Genomic DNA, 24,881 nt, shown 5'->3' on the forward strand with positions numbered 1-24,881 from the left:
CGCGAAACGGTCAGCGATGGCACACGTCGTCACGTGTTTCGTCCGGGAACGCGGACAGGTCCTCCTGACGCGTCGGAGCGACGCCGTCGGAACCTACCGAGGGCACTGGGCGGGCGTCTCGGGCTACGTCGAGGGCGATCCGGGGTCAGCCAAACGCGACGCGTGGCGCGAACTCCGCGAGGAGACGGGGCTCACCCGCGACGATCTCGCGTTCGTTCGAGCGGGTGAGTCGCTCGCGGTTGACGACGAGGAAAGTTCGTTCACGGTTCATCCGTTTCTCTTCGAGAGCGACACCCGCCGGGTGACGCCGAGCGAGGAACTCGCGGCCCTCGAGTGGGTCGATCCGACGGTGATCCGCTCGCGGCGGACGGTGCCGCGCCTCTGGGAGACCTGGCGGCGTACGGGACCGACGGTCGAGACGGTCCGGAGCGATCGAACCCACGGGTCGACCTGGATCGGTGCTCGGGCACTCGAAGCGCTCCGCGACGCGGCCGCCGACGCCGAGAAGTGGGCGACTGTTGTCGCGGTCGCACGCGACCTCCGCGACGCCCGGTCAGGAATGGCTGCCGTGCGCAACCGCGTGAATCGAGTGATGAACGAAGCGTCACAGTCGCTCGACGCGGTGGTCGAGCGAGCCATCAGTGCACTCGACGCTTCGTTCGATGCTGACAGCGAGGCGGCGCGGACGGCCGCGGATCAACTGGACGCCGACGGAGCGACCCGTGTCGCGACCCTCTCGCGGTCGGGCACGGTACGAGCGGCGCTCGAAACGGCCGATCTCGACGAGGTAGTCGTCACCGAGTCTCGCCCCGAGCGCGAGGGCGTCGCGGTAGCGGAGTGGGCCGCCGAAACGACGAGTGCGACCGTGACGGTGACCACTGAAGCGGCGCTCCCGAGCGCGCTTGCAACCCGCGACGTCGACGCCGTACTCGTCGGAGCCGATGCCGTGTGGCCCGGTGGGACCGTAGTCAACAAGACCGGGAGTAGAATCCTAGGGCTCGCGGCGCAAGAGCAGGGGATCCCGGTGTTCGTCGCTGCCGCACGCGACAAAGTCGTGGCCGCAGGCAGCGACGCCGACGAAGCCGGGGTGTTCGCCGCCGAAGAGCGTTCTCCGCCGGGGTCCATCTACGACGGTGCGGCAGACGTCGAGGTCCACGCACCGGCGTTCGAGACCGTTCCGGGTGGACTCGTCGACGGCGTCGCGACCGAGAGCGGACTCGTCCACCGCGAGGACGTCAGCCAGATCGCCGAGCTGCACGCCGAACACGCTCGCTGGGACGTCGAATGATTGTGGCGGGAGCGTCGATCACTGATCGAAGCGTAGTCCGCAAGCGAGGGATTCTTGCCCGAAGCGCGCCGATAGTGAAACGGTGGCGATGACGAGGGTTACCCCCACTCAGCCCCGTGTGATGATCCCTTCTCGCCGAGCCACCTTCCGATCGCTCCGGTCGCGGCGTCGGACTCGAGTGTGACTCAGGTAACGAACTTCAGCAGGTCGTCGCGCTTCTGCTCGTGAAAGTGCGTCTGGAGCGCCTCGTTCAGCGATTCGATGTCACCGCGCTTCGCGCTGATCGGTGCGATCGTGTTCTGCCACTGTTTCCACGGCGGATGGAGGCCGAGACGGTCACAGAGGTCGTCGAGGCGCTCGTCGCGGTCGTCGACTTTGTCCATCTTGTTGACGGCGACGACAGTCGGCACGTCGAGTTCCCACAGGAAGTGAAACAGTTCGACGTCGTGGGGAATCTCGTCGGGGCCGGAGTGTCGGTCGATGATGTCGACCGCGCTCTTGCCGTCGACGACGAGCACGCCCGCCAGGATCTCGTCAGCGTTCCCCTCGATGTACCGCACGACGTCGGTCTTGATCTGCTCGCGGCGTCCCTCCTCGACTCCGGACATAAATCCGAATCCCGGGAGGTCCGTGAACATAAATCCCTCCGAGTTCCAGTCGAAGTGGTTCGGCGACCGGGTCACGCCGGGCTTCTTCCCCGTCGTGAACGTCGAGTGGCCGGTCAACTCCCGCATCACCGTCGACTTCCCGACGTTCGACCGGCCGGCGAGGACGACTTCCTCGCAGTCCGGGCGATCCTCAAACATAGCATAAGATACGCCGTCGCCGGGGTTAACGGTGACGTTCTGCGGGGTTTCGCGTTCGGACTCGACCGTTCACAACAGCCCTTCCTCGCGGGCTAAGAGCAGTGCTTCGAGGGTCGCGTCGTTCGGCGTCCCTCCTTCGCGAACCCTCTCGAACACCTCGTCCACGGGGATTGACCGGACGGAGAGGAACTCGTTCTCGTCGAGATCGCGCTCGACGGGCGTGAGGTCCGTCGCGAGAACGTAGCCGCGCAGGTGGCGCAGAACGCCCGTCGAGCACCAGACTTTCTGCAAGAGCGCGAGGCTGTCGGCGGCGAAGCCGGTCTCCTCGCGGAGTTCGCGCTCCGCGGCGGTCGTGAACGACTCGCCGCCCTCTACGATGCCAGCCGGCAGTTCCAGTTGGGTCTCGCGGATCGTCGGTCGGTACTGCTCGACGAATACGACCGAATCGTCCTCGACGGTGACGACGACGACCGCGGTGGCGAGTTCGGCCCAGTAGTACTGCTTGGTGGTTCCGTTGGGTTGCTCGACGAGGTCGTAGCCACCGGTGAACCAGCCGGTCTCGTACTCGGTCTCGGACTCCAAGACGGGCCATTCGGGATCGGGAAGCGGTTCGTGTCTCCGGCCGTCGTCGGTCATTCGTCGCCTCCGTTCTCGCTCTCCGTCCCCGGCCCGTCGGACGCTTCCGCGTCGTCCTCGAATCGAGGGCGGTAGATCCGTCCGAAAGCCTGCCGCCGAACCGTCCCGATTGCGGCCTCGGGTTCGTTCTGGAACGTCACCGCGACGACCGTCTCGGCGAACGGAGCGGAGTGCCAGGCCAGTCGCTCGACGTTGTCGCTGCCTTGCAGTTCGACGTCGTACGTCGGGTGGGCCTCTCGCCACTCCTCGAACGCCGCCCGTGAACCGACGGTGACGGACAGACGCTCGGCGAACAGGACGTTCCGCGCCCGTTCGATCACTTCGCTCGTCACTCGTTCGCGGTACTCCTCGCGGTCGAACGCCATCGCCTTCGCCGTCTCGCGTACCACCTGTTGGGCGGTCGGGCCTGCGGCCTCGTAGACGGCCTGCGCTTCTTCGAGTGCCTCCGGCGATAACGCACCCTGCGTGTCCATAGGCGTTCGTCGGCGACTCGCGCACAAACGTTTTCGGACTCTGACGCGCGAGCGTTTATATACGAACACGCGGCCATCCGGCGTATGCGGTGAGGATGCTCCTGCGCCGGAACGCGGCTGTCCGGCACGACGGCGCGGGCACTGAACGGGAGACGGCCGTGCCGGCTGTTCGCCACCGAATCAGCGCGTCTCTGTCCCGTCTCCGCTGAACGCGCTATCAGGGCACTGGGTATGCGGTCGCTCGGCAGGGTACGCGGTCACTCCACAGCGCCGGACTCAGAGGAATCAGCGACTGCTGGGTCCTCGCTATCCGCGTCTTCCCCTTTCTCGCCACCTTCGCCGTCCGCCCTTTCACCTTCATCGTCGGTGTCATCCTCGCGCTCGACCATCTCGGCCGTCATCTCGCGCGCCTCGGCGATGATCTGTCGCGTTTCGTCGTCGATAGATCCATCTCCAGTGGCCGCAGCGGCCTCCGGATCTACGCCGCCGGGCGATCCGCCTACTCCGGCGTGCTGGTGGTCGTGGCTCTCGTGGCCGTGCGCGCTCGCGGTGTCCTCGAAGACCTGCTCGTAGTTCGCGTCCGAGGCCAGCGCCGCTACCTCGGGGGCCAGTTCCGCCTCGCCCAACGCCTCCCACTCGGGGACGTAATCGTCGAGCCAAGCCTCGTGCTCGTCGCTGTGGACCATCGCGGTGAACGCGAGGTGGTTCGCAAGGTGAGTTGCGTCCTGCTGCGGGGTCTCACACACCGGACAGGCGAAGCCCATTGTTGACGGTAATAAGCTGTCACCGTACAAGGGCGTGTGGTTCTCCGGTCACTGGTCCGGATCGATCGACTCGCTCAGCCATCCAGATTGACCAGCATAATCAGCGCGTCCTCGCCATCGTCGTAGTAGTTCGGCATCCGCCGCGTGGGCTCGAACCCCTCGTCGCGGTACAGCGACAGCGCGCGCTCGTTGCTCTCGCGGGCTTCGAGTTTCACGACGACCGCACCGGCCAGCGACAGCGAGAAAAGCGCCTCGCGGAGCAGTCGCCGACCGAGGCCCTCACCGCGGGCGTCGGGTCGCACAGCGAGGTCTTTGATGTGGCCGATGTCGCGGCCGTGGTTCGGCATCACATCGCCGACGACGTAGCCGACAATGTCGCCGCCTTCCCGGTCTGTGGCTCGAACCGCGACGAGAAACGCCGGCGCATCGAGCACCGACTCGAAGGCCGCGTACGGCCACGGCTCCGAAAACGACGCGCGCTCGATGCTGAGCACGTCGAGAAGATCGGCGCGCTCGACCTGACGGACCCACACGTCGGTCGGGCCGCCGCTCGGCGTGTCGCCAGCCGTTGTTTGCCCCTCGTCGGGGTTCGAGTCGCCCACGTTCGACTGTTCGACGCTAAGAGGCAAAAATCCGCTGGCTCAGATGACCCGATCCGTGCCCTATCATCCGAAAAAGACGAGCGGCAGCGGCCCGAAACGGTCGCGTTCAGTCGTCGGCGGGGGCTGCGCCGCCGCTGTCGCTGCGGTTCTGCTCCTTGGTGAGGCGGAGTTTGCCGCCGGCTTCGAGGATGCGGCGCTCGCGCTCGGAGGCGTCGAGTTCGGCGGTGGCCTCCCAGTCGTCGTTTACGCGAACGGTGAACTCGGTCTCGCCGGAGGCGACGGCCTCGTCGACGTCCGTGACGACCTCGACGTCGTCGCCCTGGTCGATCTGCTGGTAGGTCTCCTCGTCGATCGCAAGCGGAAGGATCCCGAAGTTGAACAGGTTCGCCTTGTGGATGCGGGCGAACGACTCCGCGAGGACGGCCTCGATGCCCAGGTACTGCGGACACATCGCGGCGTGCTCACGCGAGGATCCCTGGCCGTAGTTCTCGCCGGCGACGAGGACGCCGCCGTCGGCTTCGAGCGAGCGCTGCGCGAACGTGTCGTCGACGCGTGAGAGCGTGAATTCCGAGAGTTTCTCGATGTTCGAGCGGTATTTGAGGATGTCCGACGTCGCGGGGATGATATGATCGGTCGTGATGTTGTCCTCCATCTTCAGGAGGACCTCGCCCTCGATGTCGGATTCGAGCGGCTCGCCGATCGGCGCAGAGCCGATGTTCGGCCCCTTGACGAGTTCGTCGTCGACGGCTTCGTCGGGCTCGATGATGTCGGTCTTCGAGCCGTCGTACTGATCGGGGAGTTCGAAGCCGGGTGCCTCGAGGTCGCCGAGTTCCGCAGCGAGGTCGCGCGGGTCGATCAGTTCGCCCTTGATCGCCGCGGCGGCGGCGACTTCCGGCGAAGCGAGGAAGACGGAGTCGTCCTCGATGCCCGAACGGCCCTCGAAGTTGCGATTGAACGTCCGAACGGAGACCGAATCCGAGGAGGGGACGTGGCCGATGCCGATACAGGCACCACACGTCGCCTCCGAGAAGTTGACGCCCGCCGCCATCATCTCCGCGGTCCAGCCCTCGCGAGCGAGGATCTCCGACGCCTGCTTCGAGCCGGGTGCGACGATCATCTCGGTCTTCATATTGACCTCGCGACCCTCGAGGATCTTCGCAGCTGGGAGAATGTCCTCGTAGCCGCCGTTGGTACAGGAACCGACCATCACCTGCTCGACAGACTCGCCAGCGACCTCGCGGACGGGCACGACGTTGTCCGGCATCGACGGTTTCGCAACGAGCGGTTCGATCTCCGAGAGATCGACGACGATCTCGTCGGCGTACTCGGCGTCTTCGTCGGGCGAGAGTTCGACGTACTCGTTCTCGCGGCCCTGCCGGGCGAGGTAGTCTTTCGTCTCCTCGTCGGTCGGGAAGATCGACGATGTCGCGCCGAGCTCCGTTCCCATATTGGTGATCGTCGTGCGCTCCGGTACGGAGAGCGTCTCGACGCCGGGACCGGTGTACTCGAAGACCTTGCCGACGCCACCCTTCACCGAGAGGCGGCGGAGCATCTCGAGGATGACGTCCTTCGCGCTCGACCACTCCGGCAGTTCACCTTCTAATCGGACGTTGACGACTTCCGGCATCTCGACGTAGTACGGTCCGCCGCCCATCGCGACGGAGATGTCGAGACCGCCCGCACCGATGGCGAGCTGACCGAGGCCACCGGGCGTCGGGGTGTGAGAGTCAGAGCCCAACAGCGTCTTGCCGGGGGCGGCGAAGTTCTCCTTGTGGACGTTGTGGCAGATGCCATTGCCTGGGCGGGAGAAGTACGCGCCGTACCTGCCGGCCGCAGATCGCAGGAAGCGGTGGTCGTCGGTGTTCTTGAAGTCGAACTGGTACGTCTGGTGATCACAGTACTGCGCGGCCAATTCCGTCTGAATCTGATCCAGTTCGAGAGCCTCGAACTGGAGCCAGACCATCGTTCCAGTCGTGTCCTGCGTGAGAACCTGATCGATCTCGATCCCGATTTCCGCTCCGGGTTCGAGGTCACCTTCGACGAGGTGATCGTCGAGAATTTTTTCTGTGAGCGTCTGTCCCATAACAGCCGAGAATCGACTGTCTACGACTATAAATCCCGCGTGTTTGAGGTCAGAGGTATGTCCCTTATACACATAGTTTGACCTAATTCGAGACGGACAGACAGCCGTCCGGTGGTCGTTCGACTCCGAGAGCGACACCCATTTGTCGTCCGCCGCGGGTCCTCAGGTATGTTCCGCGCAGGTGCGTTCGTCGCCGAACACATCGAACCAATCGACGACGAACAGGTACAACCGAACGGGGTCGATCTCACCCTCGGTGCCGTTCTGGAACAGACAGAATCGGGAGTCGTGGGCGTCGACGGGAAGCGCGTCGGTGAACGCGAGGCGGTTTCCGCCGACCGACCAGACGACGCAGATACTGACGGCTACGCGCTCGACCCGGGAGGGTACATCCTGCAGTACGCGGAGACGATCTCGATTCCCGACGACCACGTGGGGTTTCTCTACCCACGCTCGACGTTGATGCGCAACTCCTGTATGCTGAACACGGCGGTCTGGGACGCCGGCTACGAAGGGAAAGGCGAGGGGTTGCTGCAGGTACACCACCCGGTTCGGCTCGAAGCGGGCGCCCGCGTCGCACAACTCGTTCTCGCTGCCGCCGAGCACGAGGGCGTTTACGACGGCACGTACCAGCGCGAGCGGCTCGAGGAGTAGCCGGAACCGACAGGAACCGGGCGTACCCAAAAGCACATTTACGCCCACCTCTAAATGCGTTCGATTGATGTCCCGGAGTCCGTCTCTCCCAGACCGGCCGCGTCTGGATTTAGACCCAGAGATGTCCGAGGCCGAGCGCCTGGCGGCCATTCGCCAGCATTATGAACGGCTCGTCTCGGTCAACGACGAGCTCGACCAGCGGCTCTCGAAAGCGACCAACCGCCGGGAGGAACTACGTGGGGAGGTCGAGCAGTTGAAGCGTCGCAACGAGACGCTCAAGACCTCATCGCTGTATCTCGCGACGGTCGAAGAACTCACTGACGATGGCGTCGTTATCAAGCAACACGGCAACAACCAGGAGGTGCTCACGGAGTCGTCCCCGCACCTCGACAGCGACCTGGAGGCGGGCGACCGCGTCGCGATCAACGATTCGTTCGCTATTCAACAACTGCTCGACGACGAAACCGACTCGCGTGCGCAGGCAATGGAAATCGACGCTTCGCCCGGGGTCGCCTACGACGACATCGGAGGCATTGACGACCAGGTTCGGGAGGTCCGCGAGGCCGTCGAAGACCCGCTCACCGATCCCGAGATGTTCGAGACGGTCGGCGTCGAACCACCGTCCGGCGTACTGCTCTATGGCCCGCCGGGGACCGGGAAGACGATGCTTGCGAAGGCCGTCGCCAACGAGACGGACGCGACGTTCATCAAGATGGCCGGCTCTGAACTCGTTCGGAAGTTCATCGGCGAGGGCTCCAGGCTGGTCCGGGACCTCTTCGATCTGGCCGCCGAGCGCGAACCCGCAGTCATCTTCATCGACGAAATCGACGCCGTGGCCTCCAAACGGACGGACTCGAAGACCTCCGGCGACGCCGAGGTTCAGCGGACGATGATGCAACTCCTCTCGGAGATGGACGGGTTCGAGGACCGCGGCGAGGTTCGCATCATCGCGGCGACGAACCGCTTCGATATGCTCGACGAGGCGATCCTCCGTCCGGGCCGCTTCGATCGCCTCATCGAAGTCCCCAAGCCCGACGTCGGCGGACGTGAGCACATCCTCAAGATCCACACGCGCAATATGAACGTCGCTGACGACGTCGACTTTGCGGACATCGCGACGTCGCTCGACGACTACTCCGGGGCCGACATCGCCGCGCTGGCGACCGAGGCGGGAATGTTCGCGATCCGCGACGAGCGGACCGAAATCCGCCGGGCCGACTTCGACGCCGCGTACTCGAAAATCGAGGACTCCGAGGAACAGACGACGATCCCCGGACCGACGACCTACCAGTACTGAGGCCGTCGAAGACTGTTTTCCGTTCCGATCCGTAACCGCTTATTCGGGGCGCCGCTGTGTACTCGTATGAGCATAATCCGAGTCGTCCACGGCGTGGGCGACGCGGCCACGAAGATGGCCTCGTACGACGCCGCGCTCGCGAACGCGAACGTTCACAACTACAACCTCGTGGGCGTCTCGTCGGTGATCCCACGCGAGGCGACTGTCGAGGAGGTCGGAGCCGCGCCCGACCTGGGACCGGCAGGCGGGCGCCTCACGGTCGTGGAGGCTCGGGCGACGACCGGCGGCGTCGGAACCGTCTCTGCGGCGCTCGGCTGGACGACCGGACCCGGACCAGGCCTGTTCTACGAAGCCTCGGGCGAGGATCCGACGGCCGTCCGTCGGAGCGTCGCCGTCGGCCTCGAGGCCGGTCGGAGTCTGCGGGACTGGGAGTTCGTCGACGAACAGATCACGGTCACGACCGCCGACGCCGACGGCGACGGGTACACAACGGCGGTCGCACTCGCCGTCTACGGCGACAGCGAGCCGATTATCTAACCAGGCGACGCGGCGGTGAAGACGAACGTTTTGGGGGTGCCGACGGCTTTAAACCGCCTGTGCTCCTATCTGATTTCACTCATTGTATGAACGGGAACAATCCTTACGCGGGCGCTCCGGGTGTCGTGGACGCGGGCCGCCCCGAAGACGTCGAGCTCTCGGCGACGCAAGTACGCCAGCTCCGTAGTGCGGTCGCCGGCATCGTCTCCCGGACGGAGGCGTTCCTCCCTGAAGGCTACGCGGTGGGGTCCGAACTCTCCTATGGCGCGAACGGACCGCAAGCGACGGTCGCAGTCCGTCCACCGGCTGGACGACCGGTGAGCGCCGGATTTACGCCCGACGAAGAGGACCTCGAATCTGGACTCACCGACGAGGACCGCGACGAAGTGGCTCGCGGCCTCGCGGCCTCGGCGGCACTGCAGGTGATGAACACTGTCGGCGACGGACTGACCCCGACGGCGCGCTGAGACTCACGCCCTGCGGTTCGAGACTAGTCACTTGCCCCAGAAGGGGTCCCGACTCCGGTGTTTGTCGAGATAGCCGGTCAACGCCTCCAGTTCGTCAGCCGGAATGTCGTCGGACAGTTCCTGTTCGAGGATCTTCGCGTGTTTCTCGGGGAGTTCGATCCATAGTTCGTCGCCCTCCTCGATCTGACGGCCCACGGTAGGTCCGTCGATGGCGACCGAGACGCGCGACCCCGAGCGGGCCTCCGAGACGTCTTCGCCCTGTTCTTGGATCCCCGAGAGTTGTCCGATGCGGGTCGCCTCGTTGCCCGCCCACTTCACGACCCGCTGATTGTTCTTCAGGGTCCCAGAGAGGACTTCGACACCAACGACGGCCGGGTCGGACTGTCGGAAGACGTGGTCTTCGAGGATGCGGAAGCGACACGGTCGGACGATCTTGTCCAGCACAGTTTCCTGCTGGGCGCGTTCGATCTCCTCGACGTAGCCCTCGTACCCTTCGACCAACTGGTAGATGACGTCGTCGTCGAAGAGTCGGACCTCGCTCTCTTCCAGTTCTGCCTCGGCGTTCTGGAGCACGTCGACGTTGAAACCGAGGATCACCCGGTGTTTCTCCTCGTTTGCGGTGGAGGCGACAGCGATGTCTCGGGGCGCAACGTCGCCGACCTCCGCGCGGAGGATCGGGATCTCCGACTCCCTGAGGGCGTTGGCCATCGCCTCGAGGCTCCCGAGCGTGTCGGCCTTGACGACGACACCCTCTTCCTCGGTGGAGACCTGAATCTCGGCGAGTTCGGCTTCGACCTCGTCGATGACTGACGCGCGGTCCTGGTCTCTGACAACGCGGATCGGCGCGCCCGCCATCGCGTCGTCGAGTTCGGGGGCGGCGACTTTGATTCCGGCCGCGGCGCGGACCTCATCGACCTTGTCGAAGCGCTTTTCCACTCGGATTTCCGCGTTGGGGCGGGGCTGCAACAGGGCCCGGACCTCGGTGACAATCGGCCCGTCGAGGCCACCGACGACGATCTCGTCGTCAGCGCGGATACTTCCGTCGTAGAGGACGACATCGACAGTGGCACCGAAGCCGCGTTCGTCTTTCACTTCGAGCACCGTCCCCGCGCCCGGGCCGGCGACGTCGACGGCCATCTGCTCTTTCATATACCGCTGTGAGAGGCCCATCAGGACCGCGAGGAGATCGGGGATGCCTTCGCTCGTGATGGCTGAGAGGGGCACGACGCCGACGTTCTTCGTGAAGTTCTGCACTCGCCAGTACAGATCCGCCGAGAAGCCCTCCTCGGAGAGGTCGCCGATAATCTCATAAAGGTTCTCGTCGAGGCGACTCGTCGCGCTGTCGGACTGCTGCTCGTAGGTGGTCTGGATCGGCAGTCCGTCGTTGGGGTTCCAGCCCGGTGTGGTGTCGATCTTGTTTGCGGCGACGACGAAGGGCGTGCCGGTGCGCTGGAGGATCTCCAGCGCCTCGATCGTCTGCGGTTGAAATCCGTCGTTGACGTCGACGACGACGACCGCGATATCTGCCAGTGCCCCACCGCGCGAGCGGAGCGTTGTGAACGAGTGGTGCCCCGGTGTGTCGATGAACAGCAGCCCCGGAAGGTCGAAGTCCGTGGGATCGACCAGATCGCCAGCCATCTCCGAGACGGTGTCTAAGGGGACGGCCGTCGCGCCGATGTGCTGAGTGATCGCGCCGGCCTCACCCTCGCTCACCGCCGAGCCGCGGATCGTATCCAGTAGCGTCGTCTTGCCGTGATCGACGTGGCCCAGAACGGCGACGATCGGCGTCCGCAGGTCGCCCGGCTCGGCCCCGTCGACGGCGTCGGAGTTGGTGTCAGACATAGAGAATCACCCCGGAGAAGTTTCTTATCTATAGATGATTGCTGGACTGTAGTTAAGTCCATCGTCATCCGGGGACGGAAGCAGGCGCGTCGGCGGCCGTGCACAGGCCTGAGAAGCGCCACAACCGTCGCGTCAGACGGCCCGTGGCGTTTATGTGGACGTGCGCAGTATCGTGGGGTATGCCGAACGAACTCGCGGAGAACCTCTCCGGGAAAGAAGTGATGACGTCGAACGGGACGTACATCGGCGAGTTGCACAACATCCAGATGGACGTCAAGACGGGGGCGATCGGCGAGCTCTACGTCTCGCCGTTCGAGAACGTCCGGGCGGAGCAGCACCGATTCGAGACGACGACCGACGAGGGCCAACAGAAGTTCACGATCCCGGTCTCTCGCGTGAAGAGCGTCGATGACTGCGTTGTGGTCCAACAGTAATTTTCGCGAACGGAGACTCAGATGCAGGTTCTCGATTCTTCCGCGTTCATCCACGAGTACCACACCGCAGACGAGATTGCGTCCATCCCGATGGTCCGCGAGGAACTGGAGGGGGAGGCGTCGTACCGCTACGACGCCGACGAAGGCTCCGGAATGCACGTGCACATTCCGGCCGCCGGCACCGTCGAGAAGATCCAGCGGGCGGCCAGAGAGACCGGCGACGACGACACGCTCTCGGAGACCGACGTGCGACTCCTCGCGGCAGCCTTCGAACTCGACGCGACGCTCGTCACCGACGATTACGCGATGCAGAACGTCGCGAATCGCGTCGACGTCTCGGTGAAGATCATCGCCCGCGAGGGGATCTCTGAGACCCGCGAGTGGACGTTCCAGTGTCAGGGCTGTGGTCGAGAGTTCGAGGAGAACCGCGATCGCTGTCCGATCTGTGGCACGGAACTGGCGCGGAAGAATCCGGCCTGAGGCGTTGTTGACGGACGATAGCCGTCAGAAGCCGCTGACGAGACCGGTCGATGTCGCGTAGACGGCCACGAACTGTACCGTGTTGAACAGTCCGTGGACGACCGCGGGCACCACCAAGTTCCGACATTTCTCGTAGATAATCGCCAGGACGCCGCCAAGCACCAGCACCGTCGCGAGCGTCGCCAGGAGCCCGTCTCCCGAATAGGAGGTCACGTGGACCGCCGCGAACACCGCGCTCGCCCCACCGACGGCGACCACCGACCCGTACGCGTCCCGGAATAGCCCCTGAACGATTCCACGAAAGATGAGTTCCTCTGTCGGCCCGACGAGGAAGATCGTCACCGGGACCAGATACAGGAAGTAGATCGGCTGGTCGCTTCCCTGCTGGACGATGGCGCTTTCGGCTCCCTGGATCCCGAAGACTGAGAGCAGCGACGTGACGCCCAGATACAGCGCGAGGAGCCCGAAAAAGCCGCCGACGAGCCACTTCGCGTCCGCACGAGTTGGGGTCCGGACGGTCACGAGGTCGGTCTGGCTGGTGGCGAGGAGGTAGCCGACACCAGCGACTCCGAAGCCGACGAACTGGAAGACGCTCCGCAGCGCCAAGCCGAGCGCACTCTCACGAGCGATGCCTGCGGCGTCGAGAAGCGGATATCCGAGCGAAACGAAGACCGACGCGAGCAACACCACGAGCGCGACGACGAGGAACGTACCGCCGAGCGCCCGGAGGTGCGTGCGCGGGTCATCCAGCGAGCGGGCCTGGGATACCATTCTCGTCTCCAGTTAGGGCGTGGCCGTGAATAGGGATACCGGTCCGGTGCGGTCGAGTCGGGACCCGAGTACCGATAGCATCTTTCCGGCTCGCAGTCGTATCGCCGGTATGACCCCGCGCTGTCAGCACTGTGACCGGCCGCTCGTTCGCCTCAACGTGCCGCCGAGACTCAGGGAGTTCGCCCCAGAGGAGTCAGCCGCCGTCGGGAGTTGTCCGCGCTGTCTCCGGACGACTGCAGCCGCAGAGGACCCCAATGAGCGTCCCGATCCCGACGGGACTACCCTCCCCGAGGCAATCCCGGAGGGAGATGGCCGCGTGGCCGTCGTGCTCGTGCTGGGACTCCTCGACTCGCTTGCGACGAACCGTGCGGCGATCGAGGCGCTCGTCGATCACGCCGAGCGGGGCGGCGCCGACATCTTCCTGACGGTGGATCGACTCGCCGGCGACGACGCCGTCGATCCACACGCTGATTTGGCGCGTCGTCGCCGACAGTTGGAGACACTGCTCGATTACTGACCGGCCGGAAGGTCGGATGGATATCCAAATTTCCCAGTACTGAACAACTACGACAGAGGAGCAGAACGACTCAAGCACTAAATTTCGCTGAGCGTGTGGTCCGGCGACCCAGCGGTCACAGCGAATGACTACAGTAGCGTTTGCAACTGATTGCACGGCCGATCACACGCAATCGTGCGATCGAGTGAGCGAAGACCTGCAAACGCTACTGTATGTCTCTCACCGAGGGCTTTTGATGCAGCTTTCAGAAGTGAGCCGGAGGCGGGCGCAGTAAAAGGTGCGTGGTTAGACGCCAGTCGAGTACCGCAGGATGCCCGCGACACCGCCGAAGGCGTCGTAGAGTTGCTCGCCCTTCTCGAAGTCGGTCGAGATGAATTTGGTCTCGGTGCCGCGCTGTTCGGCGATGTCCATCAGGTGCCCGATCACGTCCTCGCGGTCGGTCTTCTCGGCCTCCTCACCGCACTCGCTGCAGACGTGTTCCGGATCGCCGTGTCGGCTGTCGACGACTTCGTACTCCTCGTGCTCGTTAGGGCACTCGTAAACGACGACGTCCGAGCGGAGGTCCTCCGAGAGGAGAAGCCGATCCACCGAGCCCATCATCAGGTTCTGCCGCGTCGGACCGAACCCGTAGGTGGCTTTCTCGCCGTTGTGGAGTTGTTTGAAGAACTCCTCCATCTCGGCTTTATCCTTCATTACCTCCTGGTCGGCGAGGACGTCCTGCGCGGCGTCCACTAGGTCGTGGAGCCCGGACTCGTCGGTGTACGAGACGTCGAACTTGCCGACGACGTGGTCCTGGAGTTCGTGGTGGAGGTAGTCGCCGTCGAGGAACTCGTCTTTCGTCGGCGAGGGGCCACCGACTAGGATGCCGTCGAGGTCGTGACGCTTTGCGACCATCAGGTCGTTGGCCATCCCCGCGACCTCCTGATAGAAGTTGTCGATGGCTTCGAGTCGGAGGCGAGCGAACCGCTGGGCGGACTGGCCACCTTTCCGCTGCTTGCCGGGGACGAGCGACGATGCCGACTTGACCGGCTCGACGCGCTTGCCTTTCAGCCAGCCGACGTTCGCCTCGCGGCGGTCGAGGACGATCAGGCCGAACAGGCCCTTGTCGGTCAGCATCTCCTCTAACGGCTCGGTGAGGAAGTTCGAATCGCAGTGATAGCGGAACGACTGGATGGGTTCGGGTGGGCTGTCGAGCACGCGCGTCACCATATCCGTCTGGCCGCCCCCGGCGTCAACTGCGCCGGAGAAGATGACGACGCCGTTGTCCGGGGGGAAAGTGTCGTAGTAGCGCAGACGGTCCTTGATCGACGTGAGCGCGTCCTGCACGTTCGTCCGCGTTTGCTTCGACTTGATGTTGGACGCCTCCGAGTGCTCCTGGGTGACGTGAGCGACGACGTCGGAGATCTGCTTGTCCTCGGGAATGTAGATGGTGACGAGTTGTGTCCCGGAACCCTCGTAATCTTTGAGTTCTTCGATGACCTTCCGGAACTCGTACTTCCGACGGTCCTCGTTTACTTCTTCGGCGTCTGCACTCATTATGTTCAATACGCCCGCCGGCGGGTAAGTAACCTGCGACTACGGGATGTGCCCTGGTTCTTGCCCCGATCTGTCCGACTGCACGGCGACCTCCCCGGACAGATTTATAACCCCAACGCGGGAGTCTCAGATAACACAATGGGCCGTTTGTACGCAGTCGTCAGTGCAAAAGGGGGTGTCGGTAAGACGACGACGGCGGCAAATCTCGCGGCGACGCTCGCCGCCGCGGGATCGAGTGTCGCCGTCGTGGACGGGGATCTGGGGATGGCGAATCTCGCGGCGACGCTCGGCGTCCCCGTCGGCGAGGTGACGCTCCACGACGTCCTCGCCGACGATGAGATCGATATCGAGGACGCGATTCGGGAGGGGCCACACGGGCTGGCGGTCGTCCCGGGATCGCCCGACCTCGATGCGTTCTCCCGGGCCGATCCCGAAGGACTACAGGCGGTCCTGGAGTCGCTCGCCGACCGGTACGAGTACGTCGTCCTCGACACCGGTGCGGGGTTGAGCAACGACACCGTCCTGCCGCTGACCCACGTCGACGAAGTGCTACTCGTCTCGACTCCGAGTCGCGACGCGCTCGGGGACACGGACAAAACTCGCCAGGTGGCCGAACGACTCGGCGTGACGGTGGCAGGTGCCGCCCTCACACGGGCCGGTCCGGAGGACGCAGACGCCGCGGCCGTCTCCGACCGTCTCGACGCGACAGTGCTGGGGACGATTCCCGACGCCACCGAAATCCGGGAGGCCGCCGAAGCGGGCGAGGCGGTCACGACGTTCGCACCCGGCAGCGAAGGGGCCGTGGCGTTCCGCTCGCTCGCGACGGCGCTGACAGGTGAAACGGTCGACGATGGGATCACGGCACCCGGTTCGGTATCGAGCGATGCGGCCGATTCGACCGGAGAAGCCGCCGAGAGCGACGACGAAGACGGAGCGTCTGCGGTGGCAAAGTCCGACGAATCACCCACAGAACCGGACACGTCGGGGACGGATGCGGGGATGACAGAACCGGACGCGACAGAGTCTGAGGCGACTGAATCGGACACGACGGAGTCTGCGGCGACCGAACCGGACGCAGAGGAGCCAGATGTCGCGGACGCCAAAGCAGCGGAACCCGAGAGAGCGGATTCGGCGGTCGGAACCGACGTGACGGAGTCGGAACCGCCGGGAGAGGCTGAAACCGACGAGGAAGACATCGTCGTCGCCGGGTCTCACGACTCCGACCTCGGCTCGGAGGCCGTCGAAGAAACGGCGGAGGGAGGCGCTGTGGATGAATCAGGTGGAGACGAGACGCTGTCGAGTAGTGACGAAGACGAGTCCGAACCTCTCGTCGAACCCGCCGAACCCGAGGAAGTCGAATCCGGCAGCGGGGCGGCCGCGGCTAACGGTCCCGAAAGCAGCGTGTACACGACCTCATTGGCCGACGAGGACGAACCGGGAGAAGCGAGCGACGCTATCGACGAGGCGGTCGAGGGGACGACCGAACCCGACTCGGGCGATGACTCGGCGTCGGGAGCGTCAGAAGCGGGCGGGCAGCAGGACGAAGCGGACGCCGCCGCGTCGGAAGACGACAAGGACGCCGACGAAGACGGCAGCAAGGGGCTGTTCAGCCGGTTCTTCGGCTGAGCGGTCGTCCGTCGGTGACGCGCGGCGAAGCGGGACCTTCTTCTATTCGGGTGCGATGATTCGTCGGTATGGCAGACAAAAATCCGGGCGTTCCCTTCTGGTGGGTCGTCGTATTCCTCTTGCTGGCACTGGGCGCGGGAGCCGCGACGGTGTTCGCCGTCGGCGGTTCACTGCTTCCGAGTACTGTCGGCCCGATCCCGCCACTGCTGTAATCGGGTCGAGCGACCCCGTCGAGGTCTGTCTCACATCGACTTCGGGGCCTCGATTCCGAGGACGTCGAGCGCGTTGGCGACGGTGTGGCGGGCGGCCTCGACCAGACCGAGTCGGGCGGCTGCGACCGCGTCGTCGTCGGCGTTGAGCACCGAACACTCCCGGTAGAAGGTGTTGAACGTCTCTGCGAACTCCCGGGCGAACGTCGCGACGACGTGTGGCTCCAGATCCGCCGCGGCGCGCTCGATGACGACGGGGAACCGCGCGACGTCTTCGAGAAGCGCGCGTTCGGCCTCGGTGTCGAGAAGCGAGACGTCGGCGGATGGCTCGATGCCCGCGCCGGCGGCTTCGTTCTCGATGCCGCGACAGCGCGCGTGGACGTACTGGACGTACGGAGCCGACTGAGCCTCGAAGTCGAGCGCGCGCTCCCACTCGAAGGTGATTCCCTTTGTCGGCTGTTTCGAGACGATGTCGTAGCGGACCGCACCGATCCCAACCTGGTGAGCGATCCGGTCGATGTCGTCCTCGTCGAGTTCGTCGTTCCTGATCCGCGAGTCGAGTCGGTCTTCGACTTCCTCGCGGGCGCGCTGGACCGACTCGTCGAGGAGGTCGTCGAGATCCACGCCGGTCCCCTCGCGGGTCGACATTCCGCCTTCGGGGAGATTCACCCACGAGTAGAACGTCTGTCGCAACTGGTCGGTGTCGTTGCCCAGAACCTCGAGTGCGGCTTCGAGTTGTTCGGCTTGGAGTTTGTGATCCTCACCGAGCACGGTGACTGCTTCGTCGAAGTGCTCGAACTTCCACTCGTGATGCGCGAGGTCGCGGGTCGTGTACAGCGTGGTATCGTCCGACCGGAGGAAGACGAGGTTCTTCTCGAGGTCGAACGCCGAGAGGTCCAGTTGCCAGGCGTCCTCCTCGTAGACGGCGTGGTCGGACTCCTGCAACCGCGTGACGACCTCGTCGGCGTCGCCGTTCCGGATGAACGTCGTCTCTTTGACGAACTCGTCGAACACCGCGGGCAGACGTTCGAGCGACGTCCGCATCCCAGAGAGCACCTGATCGACGACGGTCGCAACGCGCTCGTAGGTGTCCTCGTCGCCCGCTTCGAGTCCCTGCATAATCTCGGCGATCTCCGCCTCGGCCGCTTCGACGTCCGCCTCGTCGGCGGATTCGAGGAATGCGTTGCCCTTGCGATAGTAGCGGACCAGGTCGTAGTCGGCACGGTCGCGCTCCGGTTCGGGGAGAGCCGATTCGTCGAACGTCTCGAAGGCCCAAGTGAACACCGCGACCTGTCGGCCAGCGTCGTTGACGTAGTAGTGGGTCTCGACGTCGTTACCCGCGTACTCGAGCACCCGCGAGACGGCGTCGCCGAAAATCGGATTGCGCGCGCGCCCCACGTGAACCGGGCCTGTCGGATTCGCGCTGGTGTGTTCGACGACGACAGACCTCCCCGTCTCGGGGAGTTCGCCGTACGACTCGTCCCGCCCGGCAGTCAGCGTATCCGCGTAGTACGCGTCGGAGACGTAGAAGTTCACGTACGGGCCCTGCGTGTCGACACGGGCGACGTACTCGTAGTGGTCGGCGTCGATTTCGTCGGCAACGTCCTCGGCGACCGACGGCGGGGGGGCACCCACCTCGCCGGCGAGACGGAACGCGACGCTCGAGGCCAGCGTCGCCGGCATCTCCTCCGGCGGTTCCTCGACGCCGAGGTCGTCGGTCGGGTGGTTGAGCGCGGTCAGCGCCGATGCCACCGCGGCCTCAACCTCGGAGCGGAAGGCTCTGAACATACCCGCTGTTGTCGAACGGCGAGTAAAGACCTTTCCGAACGCTTCGGGGACGGCGACGACCGCAGGCGGGCTCGTCCTCGGCTCTCGTCCCGGTGGAACCCACCGACACCGACGCCTTTACTACGAGGCTACTGCAACTCTCAGTTAACTCCTACGTCGAGGAACCATTCCGTCTCGTCCGTAACGATTCTGTTACGCTTCTCAAAGCCGTTATCCTTAACAGGGCCCGCTCCCAAGTGTTGATAATGTCAGAATCGGCAGTCTCAACCGTCGGTCACGACGAGTTGGCGGCGCTGAAGTTTGTCGCGCTCGAAGGCGGTCGGTCGGAGCCGGTCAAAATCTCTTGTTCCAGTCTCGCATCGCGACTCGACGCGTCGAGTCAGACCGCCTCGCGGCGACTCCAGCGTCTCGAAGAAGCCGGACACGTCGAACGTGACGTCGTCGCCGATGGGCAGTGGGTATCGCTTAGCGAGTCGGGCGAAGCCGCTCTGCATCGCGAATACGCCCACTACCGACGGATCTTCGAGGGGACGGACCCCTCCACGGTCGAACTCGAAGGAACGGTCACAAGTGGGATGGGCGAGGGGCGACACTACATCTCGCTGTCGGGCTATATGAAGCAGTTCACAGACCGCCTCGGTTACGAGCCCTTCCCCGGCACGCTCAACGTGGATCTCACGGAGGACAGCATTCGGTCACGCTCGGCGATGGCGTCGTTGTCGGGGGTCCCAATCGACGGCTGGGAGGACGAGGAGCGGACGTTCGGCCCCGCGACGTGCTACGCCGCGACCGTCTCCGCCGACACCGGCACCGCCCATCCAACGCACATCATCGTCCCCGAGCGCACGCATCACGACGAGACCCAACTGGAGATCATCGCCCCCGTCCGACTCCGGGACGACCTCGGCCTGACGGACGACGACACGGTAACGGTCAACGTGGAGGCGGTCGAATGACGCGAACGACGGCCGACGTCACGAGCGACACCGAGAGCGACGGTGCGAGTGCCGTCGATCTGGCCATCGACGCCTTCCGCCACGGCGAACCGGTTCTCGTCCACGACGCTGCCGATCGCGAGGGCGAGACCGACATCATCTACCCGGCCGACGCGGTCGACGCGGGGGCTGTAGTTCATATGCGGGCCGACGCCGGCGGACTGATCTGCGCGGCCGTCTCTCACGACGTCGCAGAGACGATCGAACTCCCGTTCCTAGAGGACGAACTCGACCACCCGGCAGCTGCGGATCACGAACTCGGGTACGACGATCGCTCGTCGTTCTCACTGCCGGTGAACCACCGCGAGACCTTCACTGGCATCACGGACGACGACCGCGCGCTCACGATCCGTCGGCTCGCAGCGGTCGCAGCGCAGGCCGGCGCCGGCGACTACGACGCCGAGGATTTCGCGACCGACTTCCGAACGCCCGGCCACGTGCACGTCCTCCGGGGCGCGCCCAGACTGCTCTCGAACCGCCGCGGCCACACCGAACTGGGCCTCGCACTCGCGGAAGCCGCGGGCCTGCCTCCCGCAGTCGTCGTCTGTGAGATGCTTGATCAAGAGACCGGCGGTGCGCGGACCCCGGCCGCTGCCCGCGAGTACGCCCGTCGCAACGACTTCGTCTACGTCGAGGGCGCGGCGCTGATCGACCGACTCGGCTGAGCGCGTTCGCTCGGCTGGACGATCAATCGATGTTGAGCGTCACCGAGACTATTCACTGCGGGTTTCTCTCTGAGTCGGCCGAACGCAGAGAGTCGACAATGGCGAGGTCTGGCCACTCAGCGCGTCAACCGACCATCTACGACGATAACGAGTACAGGGACGCCCGTGAATCGAATGCTCGAACGTCGGGATTTCGTAGAAACCTGTTTATCAATTATAATGTTTATATGCTTTGGAGCTGTGTGAAACGACAGCACAGTCACACCACCTCTAAGTTCAGCGATTTCTCCGTTAGGCCCGTATGCGTGGAAACACCGACGAAGGAAGTGGCAATATAGACGGTAGATCACCCGTCAGCCGCCGATCCGTGATACAGACAGTAGGGCTCTCTGCGCTCGGCGTTGGAGTCCTGTCTGGAACCGCAGCAGCACAGGGAGCCAACGTTGCGATCAAAGCGCAGACGGCGACGGTCGATCCAAAAGACGGTGACGACTTCCCGGTCCCCGACGCGTACATCGTCGAACTCCCCCGGGTGAAATTCGAGGCCGATGAAGGGACGATTGCACTGCCAGTTAAGAAGAATCAACAGGGAACCCCGGTACCGTGGTTCAAGGCCAAGAATAACGCACCGGCGTTCGTCGTCGGTCTCCACTCTCCTGAGGTCGGTACCGGAGAACCGGATAGCCTGTCGTCGCTTATCGGCGTCCGGCCCTTTACGCCGGGGAAGTACAACAATGTGAAGATCCCCGTCTGGGCGGGACCGACCCCGTGGCAGAGCGACGAGAAGGGGAAGGTCACGGATATCGAAAAAGACGATTTCCCTACTGATGAAGAAGTCGAAGTGACGGCGACGCTGTGGTACGGTCCCGACAGGTTCCCGCCGGACGTTCCCCGGGAGAACGCAAAAATCACGACTCCGAAACCTGAAACCATCGGGCCCATATCGCGCGAGAACGGTGAGTTGGTCAGTAACACGGCCGAAGTGAGGTTTCCCGAATTAGAGGAACCCGAAGACGACGAGGACGAAGAGGAGCCAGAGCGTGACGACGAGGACGAAGGCGAGGAAGAGGAAGACCGTGACGATGGGGGAGGGGACGTTGACGTTGGCGAAGGCAACGGAGTTACATAAGATGATGATATGTTCGGGAGCATATGATCTGAACGGAGCGACGGCCAGATAGCGTGTCCCGTGCGTCCACAGACGAGCCCGGCAAATGGCGCGACGAGACCATCTGGGCGGGAGCGAGACGCGCCGCTTTTTTTACGTAGGGGTAGTCGCTTCCCCGCCCCGTGGACGCCGACAGACGCTGATACTCTCCGCACTCGGCGGGTGTCGATGAGTAGCCAGTACGAAAATATAGTAGCGTTTGCAACTGATTGCACAGCCGATCGCACGCAGTCGTCCGATCGAGTGAGCGGAGACTTGCAAACGCTACTATACTGCGAGGGGATCAGCTGAGATGGTGCAGCGGGTCGGCCGTCCGGTATCAGCCGATAGCGGGCGGCCCGAGTTTTTTATTTAGGGGGGGAGAGAAGGGTGAGATATGAGTTTCGAGGAGATGCAGGAGGAGACGGACTTCTTAAATACGATCTGGCAGGACGGTTCGTTCGTCGACTGGGACGACGCGACGATTCACGTTCTCACACACGGCCTTCACTACGGGAGTGGCATCTTCGAGGGCGTCCGCTGCTACGACACTCGAAACGGCCCGGCGATCTTCCGCTGGGAGGAGCACCTCGATCGCTTCTTCGAGTCGACGAAGCCATACGATATGGAGTTGCCGTACTCTCGCGAAGAACTCACGCGGGCCACGCTTGAACTCCTCCGCCGCGAGGGACTCGAGTCGTGTTACATCCGCCCGGTCGCCTTCTACGGCTACGGGTCGCTCGGCGTCAGTCCGGAGGACAACCCCGTCAACGTCGCAATCGCGGCCTGGCCGTGGGGCGCGTATCTGGGCGAGGAAGCGCTTGAAGAGGGTGTCGAAGTGATGATCTCCTCGTGGCGCAAGCACGCCTCCAGTCAGATCCCCACGAACGCGAAGACGACCGGCCTCTACGTCAACTCGATGCTCGCCGGCGAGGAGGCCCGGAGAAACGGCTACACCGAGGCGATCGTCCTCAACAAAGAGGGTAACGTCGCCGAGGGCCCTGGCGAGAACATCTTCCTCGTCCGCGACGGCGAGATCTACACCCCCGGACTCGCCCAGAGCATCCTCGACGGGATCACCCGGAACACCGTCATCGAACTGGCTCGCGAACGTGGCTACACGGTTCACGATCAGGCGACAATCTCACGCGGCGAACTCAACACTGCAGACGAACTATTCTTCTCCGGTACCGCGGCGGAGGTGACGCCGATCCGGAAGGTCGACAACGTCGAGATCGGCAGCGGTTCGCGCGGCCCCGTCACCGAGGAACTCCAGCAGGCGTTCTTCGACCTCGTTGAGCGGCGAACCGACGAACACGACGAGTGGTTCACGTACGTCTGAGTCGGGACTCCGTTGCGAACGCGATCGAAGTCGGAAGCGCAGACCGATGACGGCCGCTGTGGTATGTGCTACGCCGCCTGTTTCAGTATCTGCGGTGCGACCACCAGTTCGAGGGCCGCGATCCCGAGTGCGACCCAGCGGATCGTGCCGTCGAGAAGCGTGAACGCGACGACTGCGACGGCCGCAGCACTGACGAAACTCATTCCGTAGCGAACGACCGGGCTTTCAAACGCGGAGGGCATACCGAGACGTGGCACAGAGGGAACAAATAGGTGGGTGGTTTAGCGGGGGGCGCTCAGTCCTCCGAGCGCGTGTCGATGTCGACTGGGGGGGTCCGATCTTCCTCACCGAAACCGGCAGACAGCACTCGGGTGAGTGCTTCCTCAACGCGCTCGTCGGTCTCGGTGACGTCTTCGGGATCGACCTCCATAACGAATCCAGTCGTGATGTTCGGCGCAGTCGGCATAAACAGCACTACTCGCCCGTCGTCGGTCGTTTTGCCTGTTTTGAACGCCGTCATCCGCATTCCGTCCCAGGGCTCGATCTTCACCGGCTTCTGGAGGTCCTCGGTGCCGGAGACGGCCGTCTCGACGGCCAACTTCGACGCGTTGTACAGCACCCGGATAAGTGGAACGCGGTTCATCGCCGCGTCGAGGTACGATTCGAAGAGCCGCCCCACGGTGGTTCGCATCAGATAGCCGACGGAGAACACGAGCATCACGAACACCGTGACGGCGACGACGAACCCGATCGGGCCCGGTAACTGTTTGATGACGGGGAGGTCGACGATCCGCGAGTAGAAGTAGTTCAGGACGAACAGGATGACCAGTACCGGTGCCAGAACGATCGACCCACTTGCGAAATCACGCCTCCACGAAGACATCTATCGCATACAACTGCCGCCGCGGGGGTAAAGAGACTGCCGCCCTGTAGCAGCCAGCACGTGTCCGTCGATCAGCGAACTGATAACGGCGCTTCCCGCAGCGTTCTGGAGACTGTCGTCGCGATTACGGAGTTCATCGCGGTCGTGGTGCGCAGTCAGCCGTTTCGGCTTGCAATTGTCTGTGAGGACAGTGCCGCGTGTGCGGCAGCCCTCACGATTCGTTCCGGGTTGGATCCGAGTCGTTGGTCGTGCGTTCACAGTACCGTCTGAGGAACGTGCCCTAGTCGACCCGACCGGCCCCGGCCGCTATGAGCTTCGCTTCGAGTCCGTCCCGGTTCTAGTGACAGGACTCGCGATGACAGGGTTTCCAGAGATGCTCGAACGCTTTGCTGTCGCGGTTCCAGCGGTCACCGTACTTGTCGTATTCGCGAGCATCATCGCGGTCGACAGCCTCGCCGCAGGCGATGCAGGTTACCGCTCCCTCGGAGTTTCGCCGCCACGGCGTCGAGTCGGGAGCCGTCATCGGATTCTCGCCTCCAGTGGCCTGCTGAGGCTATCTGAGGTGCCGATGGCGTCGAAATCAGCGTAGCGGGAGATCGTCGCAGAACGGCGGTCGTCCTTCTGGGTGGTCGCGTGAGAGCGGTGGTTGAATACGGCTTCGGTGCGGCGTGTTGAGAAGAAACAGCGGGCGCTGCCGACTCGGCTGACGATTTCAGGGGCTATCCGGTGCGGTTGTCGGCTGACGATAGTGTCGTCGGGGAGGGCTGTAACCGTCGCACCTGTGTGTTGGCTGACAGTCGGGCGGTAATGCTGGTGCATCGTCCACACGGTATCGTTCCCCAGCCGAGACAGTAGAACCGCTGCCTCACCTCTGAGGTGGGTTTATACTATATTCCAACAGTGGACCGGTTCCGGCGATGGGACACCGTCCAAGTGACAATTTTATAATAGAATCGCGAGGAGGGTGTATGCGGTGTGACCTCTTCCACGGCCTGAAGGCCGTGGCATCCGGCCACCGGATGACTGCCGTGCCGAACCA

26 protein-coding genes and 1 pseudogene are annotated in these 24,881 nt (G+C 64.0%); 14 read left to right on the forward strand and 13 right to left on the reverse strand.

From position 1 onward, the window contains the following. Nucleotides 1–16: 16 nt before the first annotated feature. The gene (locus tag ABEI27_RS12515; RefSeq protein WP_375799737.1) at nucleotides 17–1,288 is read left to right on the forward strand and encodes an NUDIX domain-containing protein; all 1,272 of its coding nucleotides are present in this window, start codon (nucleotides 17–19) and stop codon (nucleotides 1,286–1,288) included. Between the two features lie 185 nt (nucleotides 1,289–1,473). Here the strand turns inward: ABEI27_RS12515 and engB are convergent, their stop codons facing one another. The 6 genes from engB to ABEI27_RS12545 form a co-directional block, all read right to left on the reverse strand. Next, nucleotides 1,474–2,094 carry a GTP-binding protein EngB gene (gene engB / locus ABEI27_RS12520; RefSeq protein WP_375799738.1) on the reverse strand — a complete coding sequence of 207 codons (621 nt, stop codon included), beginning with the start codon at nucleotides 2,092–2,094 and terminating at the stop codon, nucleotides 1,474–1,476. A 69-nt stretch (nucleotides 2,095–2,163) separates the two neighbouring features. Further along, nucleotides 2,164–2,730, reverse strand: coding sequence for an NUDIX hydrolase (locus ABEI27_RS12525; RefSeq protein ID WP_375799739.1), 567 nt, complete (start codon nucleotides 2,728–2,730; stop codon nucleotides 2,164–2,166). Then, nucleotides 2,727–3,203, reverse strand: a complete 477-nt coding sequence (locus ABEI27_RS12530) for a DUF5809 family protein (protein ID WP_375799740.1) — start codon at nucleotides 3,201–3,203, stop codon at nucleotides 2,727–2,729. The genes ABEI27_RS12525 and ABEI27_RS12530 overlap by 4 nt, the downstream gene beginning before the upstream one ends. A 257-nt stretch (nucleotides 3,204–3,460) precedes the next feature. Next, entirely contained in the window at nucleotides 3,461–3,967 is a 507-nt protein-coding gene (locus ABEI27_RS12535; RefSeq protein ID WP_375799741.1) for a DUF5810 domain-containing protein, read from the reverse strand. A 74-nt stretch (nucleotides 3,968–4,041) separates the two neighbouring features. Beyond that, nucleotides 4,042–4,500 (reverse strand): ribosomal protein S18-alanine N-acetyltransferase, encoded by a 459-nt coding sequence (rimI, locus tag ABEI27_RS12540; protein WP_375799763.1) that lies wholly within the window; start codon nucleotides 4,498–4,500, stop codon nucleotides 4,042–4,044. A gap of 175 nt (nucleotides 4,501–4,675) precedes the next feature. Continuing rightward, nucleotides 4,676–6,652 (reverse strand): aconitate hydratase, encoded by a 1,977-nt coding sequence (locus ABEI27_RS12545; protein WP_375799742.1) that lies wholly within the window; start codon nucleotides 6,650–6,652, stop codon nucleotides 4,676–4,678. Nucleotides 6,653–6,820: 168 nt separating this feature from the next. On the opposite strand from ABEI27_RS12545, the gene ABEI27_RS12550 reads away from it, so the two are divergent. The 4 genes from ABEI27_RS12550 to ABEI27_RS12565 all read left to right on the forward strand — a co-directional run bounded on the left by ABEI27_RS12550 (nucleotide 6,821) and on the right by ABEI27_RS12565 (nucleotide 9,607). After that, nucleotides 6,821–7,306 carry a deoxyuridine 5'-triphosphate nucleotidohydrolase gene (locus tag ABEI27_RS12550; protein WP_375799743.1) on the forward strand — a complete coding sequence of 162 codons (486 nt, stop codon included), beginning with the start codon at nucleotides 6,821–6,823 and terminating at the stop codon, nucleotides 7,304–7,306. Nucleotides 7,307–7,373: 67 nt separating this feature from the next. Further along, nucleotides 7,374–8,603 carry a proteasome-activating nucleotidase Pan2 gene (locus ABEI27_RS12555; RefSeq protein WP_375799744.1) on the forward strand — a complete coding sequence of 410 codons (1,230 nt, stop codon included), beginning with the start codon at nucleotides 7,374–7,376 and terminating at the stop codon, nucleotides 8,601–8,603. Nucleotides 8,604–8,669: 66 nt separating this feature from the next. Continuing rightward, entirely contained in the window at nucleotides 8,670–9,140 is a 471-nt protein-coding gene (locus ABEI27_RS12560; RefSeq protein WP_375799745.1) for a pyruvoyl-dependent arginine decarboxylase, read from the forward strand. 86 nt (nucleotides 9,141–9,226) lie between these two features. Next, entirely contained in the window at nucleotides 9,227–9,607 is a 381-nt protein-coding gene (locus tag ABEI27_RS12565; RefSeq protein ID WP_375799746.1) for a DUF5811 family protein, read from the forward strand. A gap of 27 nt (nucleotides 9,608–9,634) precedes the next feature. On the opposite strand, the gene infB is transcribed toward ABEI27_RS12565, so the two are convergent. Further along, nucleotides 9,635–11,449, reverse strand: coding sequence for a translation initiation factor IF-2 (gene infB / locus ABEI27_RS12570; protein WP_375799747.1), 1,815 nt, complete (start codon nucleotides 11,447–11,449; stop codon nucleotides 9,635–9,637). Nucleotides 11,450–11,628: 179 nt separating this feature from the next. Between infB and ABEI27_RS12575 the strand changes: the two genes are divergently transcribed. Both ABEI27_RS12575 and ABEI27_RS12580 read left to right on the forward strand, forming a co-directional pair. Next, the gene (locus ABEI27_RS12575) at nucleotides 11,629–11,883 is read left to right on the forward strand and encodes a PRC-barrel domain-containing protein (protein ID WP_375799748.1); all 255 of its coding nucleotides are present in this window, start codon (nucleotides 11,629–11,631) and stop codon (nucleotides 11,881–11,883) included. 21 nt (nucleotides 11,884–11,904) lie between these two features. Next, nucleotides 11,905–12,363, forward strand: coding sequence for an NOB1 family endonuclease (locus ABEI27_RS12580; protein ID WP_375799749.1), 459 nt, complete (start codon nucleotides 11,905–11,907; stop codon nucleotides 12,361–12,363). 24 nt (nucleotides 12,364–12,387) lie between these two features. Here the strand turns inward: ABEI27_RS12580 and ABEI27_RS12585 are convergent, their stop codons facing one another. Beyond that, nucleotides 12,388–13,134, reverse strand: a complete 747-nt coding sequence (locus ABEI27_RS12585) for a lysostaphin resistance A-like protein (RefSeq protein WP_375799750.1) — start codon at nucleotides 13,132–13,134, stop codon at nucleotides 12,388–12,390. 109 nt (nucleotides 13,135–13,243) lie between these two features. Here ABEI27_RS12585 and ABEI27_RS12590 point away from each other — a divergent pair, with 109 nt between their 5' ends. Then, on the forward strand, nucleotides 13,244–13,651 hold the full coding sequence (locus tag ABEI27_RS12590) for a DUF6276 family protein (protein ID WP_375799751.1): 408 nt from the start codon (nucleotides 13,244–13,246) through the stop codon (nucleotides 13,649–13,651). A gap of 285 nt (nucleotides 13,652–13,936) precedes the next feature. On the opposite strand, the gene prf1 is transcribed toward ABEI27_RS12590, so the two are convergent. Beyond that, nucleotides 13,937–15,187, reverse strand: a complete 1,251-nt coding sequence (gene prf1, locus ABEI27_RS12595; protein WP_375799752.1) for a peptide chain release factor aRF-1 — start codon at nucleotides 15,185–15,187, stop codon at nucleotides 13,937–13,939. Between the two features lie 138 nt (nucleotides 15,188–15,325). Between prf1 and ABEI27_RS12600 the strand changes: the two genes are divergently transcribed. Continuing rightward, the gene (locus ABEI27_RS12600; RefSeq protein ID WP_375799753.1) at nucleotides 15,326–16,813 is read left to right on the forward strand and encodes an AAA family ATPase; all 1,488 of its coding nucleotides are present in this window, start codon (nucleotides 15,326–15,328) and stop codon (nucleotides 16,811–16,813) included. A gap of 68 nt (nucleotides 16,814–16,881) precedes the next feature. Beyond that, on the forward strand, nucleotides 16,882–17,025 hold the full coding sequence (locus tag ABEI27_RS12605; RefSeq protein ID WP_375799754.1) for a hypothetical protein: 144 nt from the start codon (nucleotides 16,882–16,884) through the stop codon (nucleotides 17,023–17,025). A 30-nt stretch (nucleotides 17,026–17,055) separates the two neighbouring features. On the opposite strand, the gene argS is transcribed toward ABEI27_RS12605, so the two are convergent. Continuing rightward, on the reverse strand, nucleotides 17,056–18,810 hold the full coding sequence (gene argS, locus ABEI27_RS12610; RefSeq protein ID WP_375799755.1) for an arginine--tRNA ligase: 1,755 nt from the start codon (nucleotides 18,808–18,810) through the stop codon (nucleotides 17,056–17,058). A 245-nt stretch (nucleotides 18,811–19,055) separates the two neighbouring features. Here argS and ABEI27_RS12615 point away from each other — a divergent pair, with 245 nt between their 5' ends. The 4 genes from ABEI27_RS12615 (at nucleotide 19,056) to ABEI27_RS12630 (ending at nucleotide 22,959) form a co-directional block, all read left to right on the forward strand. Continuing rightward, nucleotides 19,056–19,766: a DUF120 domain-containing protein gene (locus tag ABEI27_RS12615; protein ID WP_375799756.1), complete on the forward strand. Its 711-nt coding sequence runs from the start codon at nucleotides 19,056–19,058 to the stop codon at nucleotides 19,764–19,766. Continuing rightward, the gene (gene ribB, locus ABEI27_RS12620; RefSeq protein ID WP_375799757.1) at nucleotides 19,763–20,470 is read left to right on the forward strand and encodes a 3,4-dihydroxy-2-butanone-4-phosphate synthase; all 708 of its coding nucleotides are present in this window, start codon (nucleotides 19,763–19,765) and stop codon (nucleotides 20,468–20,470) included. Before ABEI27_RS12615 ends, ribB begins: the two co-directional genes overlap by 4 nt. Before the next feature lie 367 nt (nucleotides 20,471–20,837). Beyond that, nucleotides 20,838–21,599 (forward strand): hypothetical protein, encoded by a 762-nt coding sequence (locus ABEI27_RS12625; protein ID WP_375799758.1) that lies wholly within the window; start codon nucleotides 20,838–20,840, stop codon nucleotides 21,597–21,599. A 415-nt stretch (nucleotides 21,600–22,014) separates the two neighbouring features. Next, on the forward strand, nucleotides 22,015–22,959 hold the full coding sequence (locus ABEI27_RS12630; RefSeq protein WP_375799759.1) for a branched-chain amino acid transaminase: 945 nt from the start codon (nucleotides 22,015–22,017) through the stop codon (nucleotides 22,957–22,959). A 68-nt stretch (nucleotides 22,960–23,027) separates the two neighbouring features. Here the strand turns inward: ABEI27_RS12630 and ABEI27_RS12635 are convergent, their stop codons facing one another. The 3 genes and pseudogenes from ABEI27_RS12635 to ABEI27_RS12645 form a co-directional block, all read right to left on the reverse strand. After that, a complete protein-coding gene (locus ABEI27_RS12635; RefSeq protein ID WP_375799760.1) occupies nucleotides 23,028–23,201 on the reverse strand; it encodes a hypothetical protein in 174 nt (57 codons plus the stop codon). A gap of 53 nt (nucleotides 23,202–23,254) precedes the next feature. Next, complete coding sequence (locus tag ABEI27_RS12640) at nucleotides 23,255–23,842, reverse strand: DUF502 domain-containing protein (protein ID WP_375799761.1); 588 nt, start codon at nucleotides 23,840–23,842, stop codon at nucleotides 23,255–23,257. A 280-nt stretch (nucleotides 23,843–24,122) separates the two neighbouring features. Next, nucleotides 24,123–24,365, reverse strand: a pseudogene (locus ABEI27_RS12645) (hypothetical protein). Between the last annotated feature and the right edge of the window lie 516 nt (nucleotides 24,366–24,881).

This window comes from Halobellus sp., assembly GCF_042218505.1.
Lineage (GTDB): Archaea > Halobacteriota > Halobacteria > Halobacteriales > Haloferacaceae > Haloquadratum.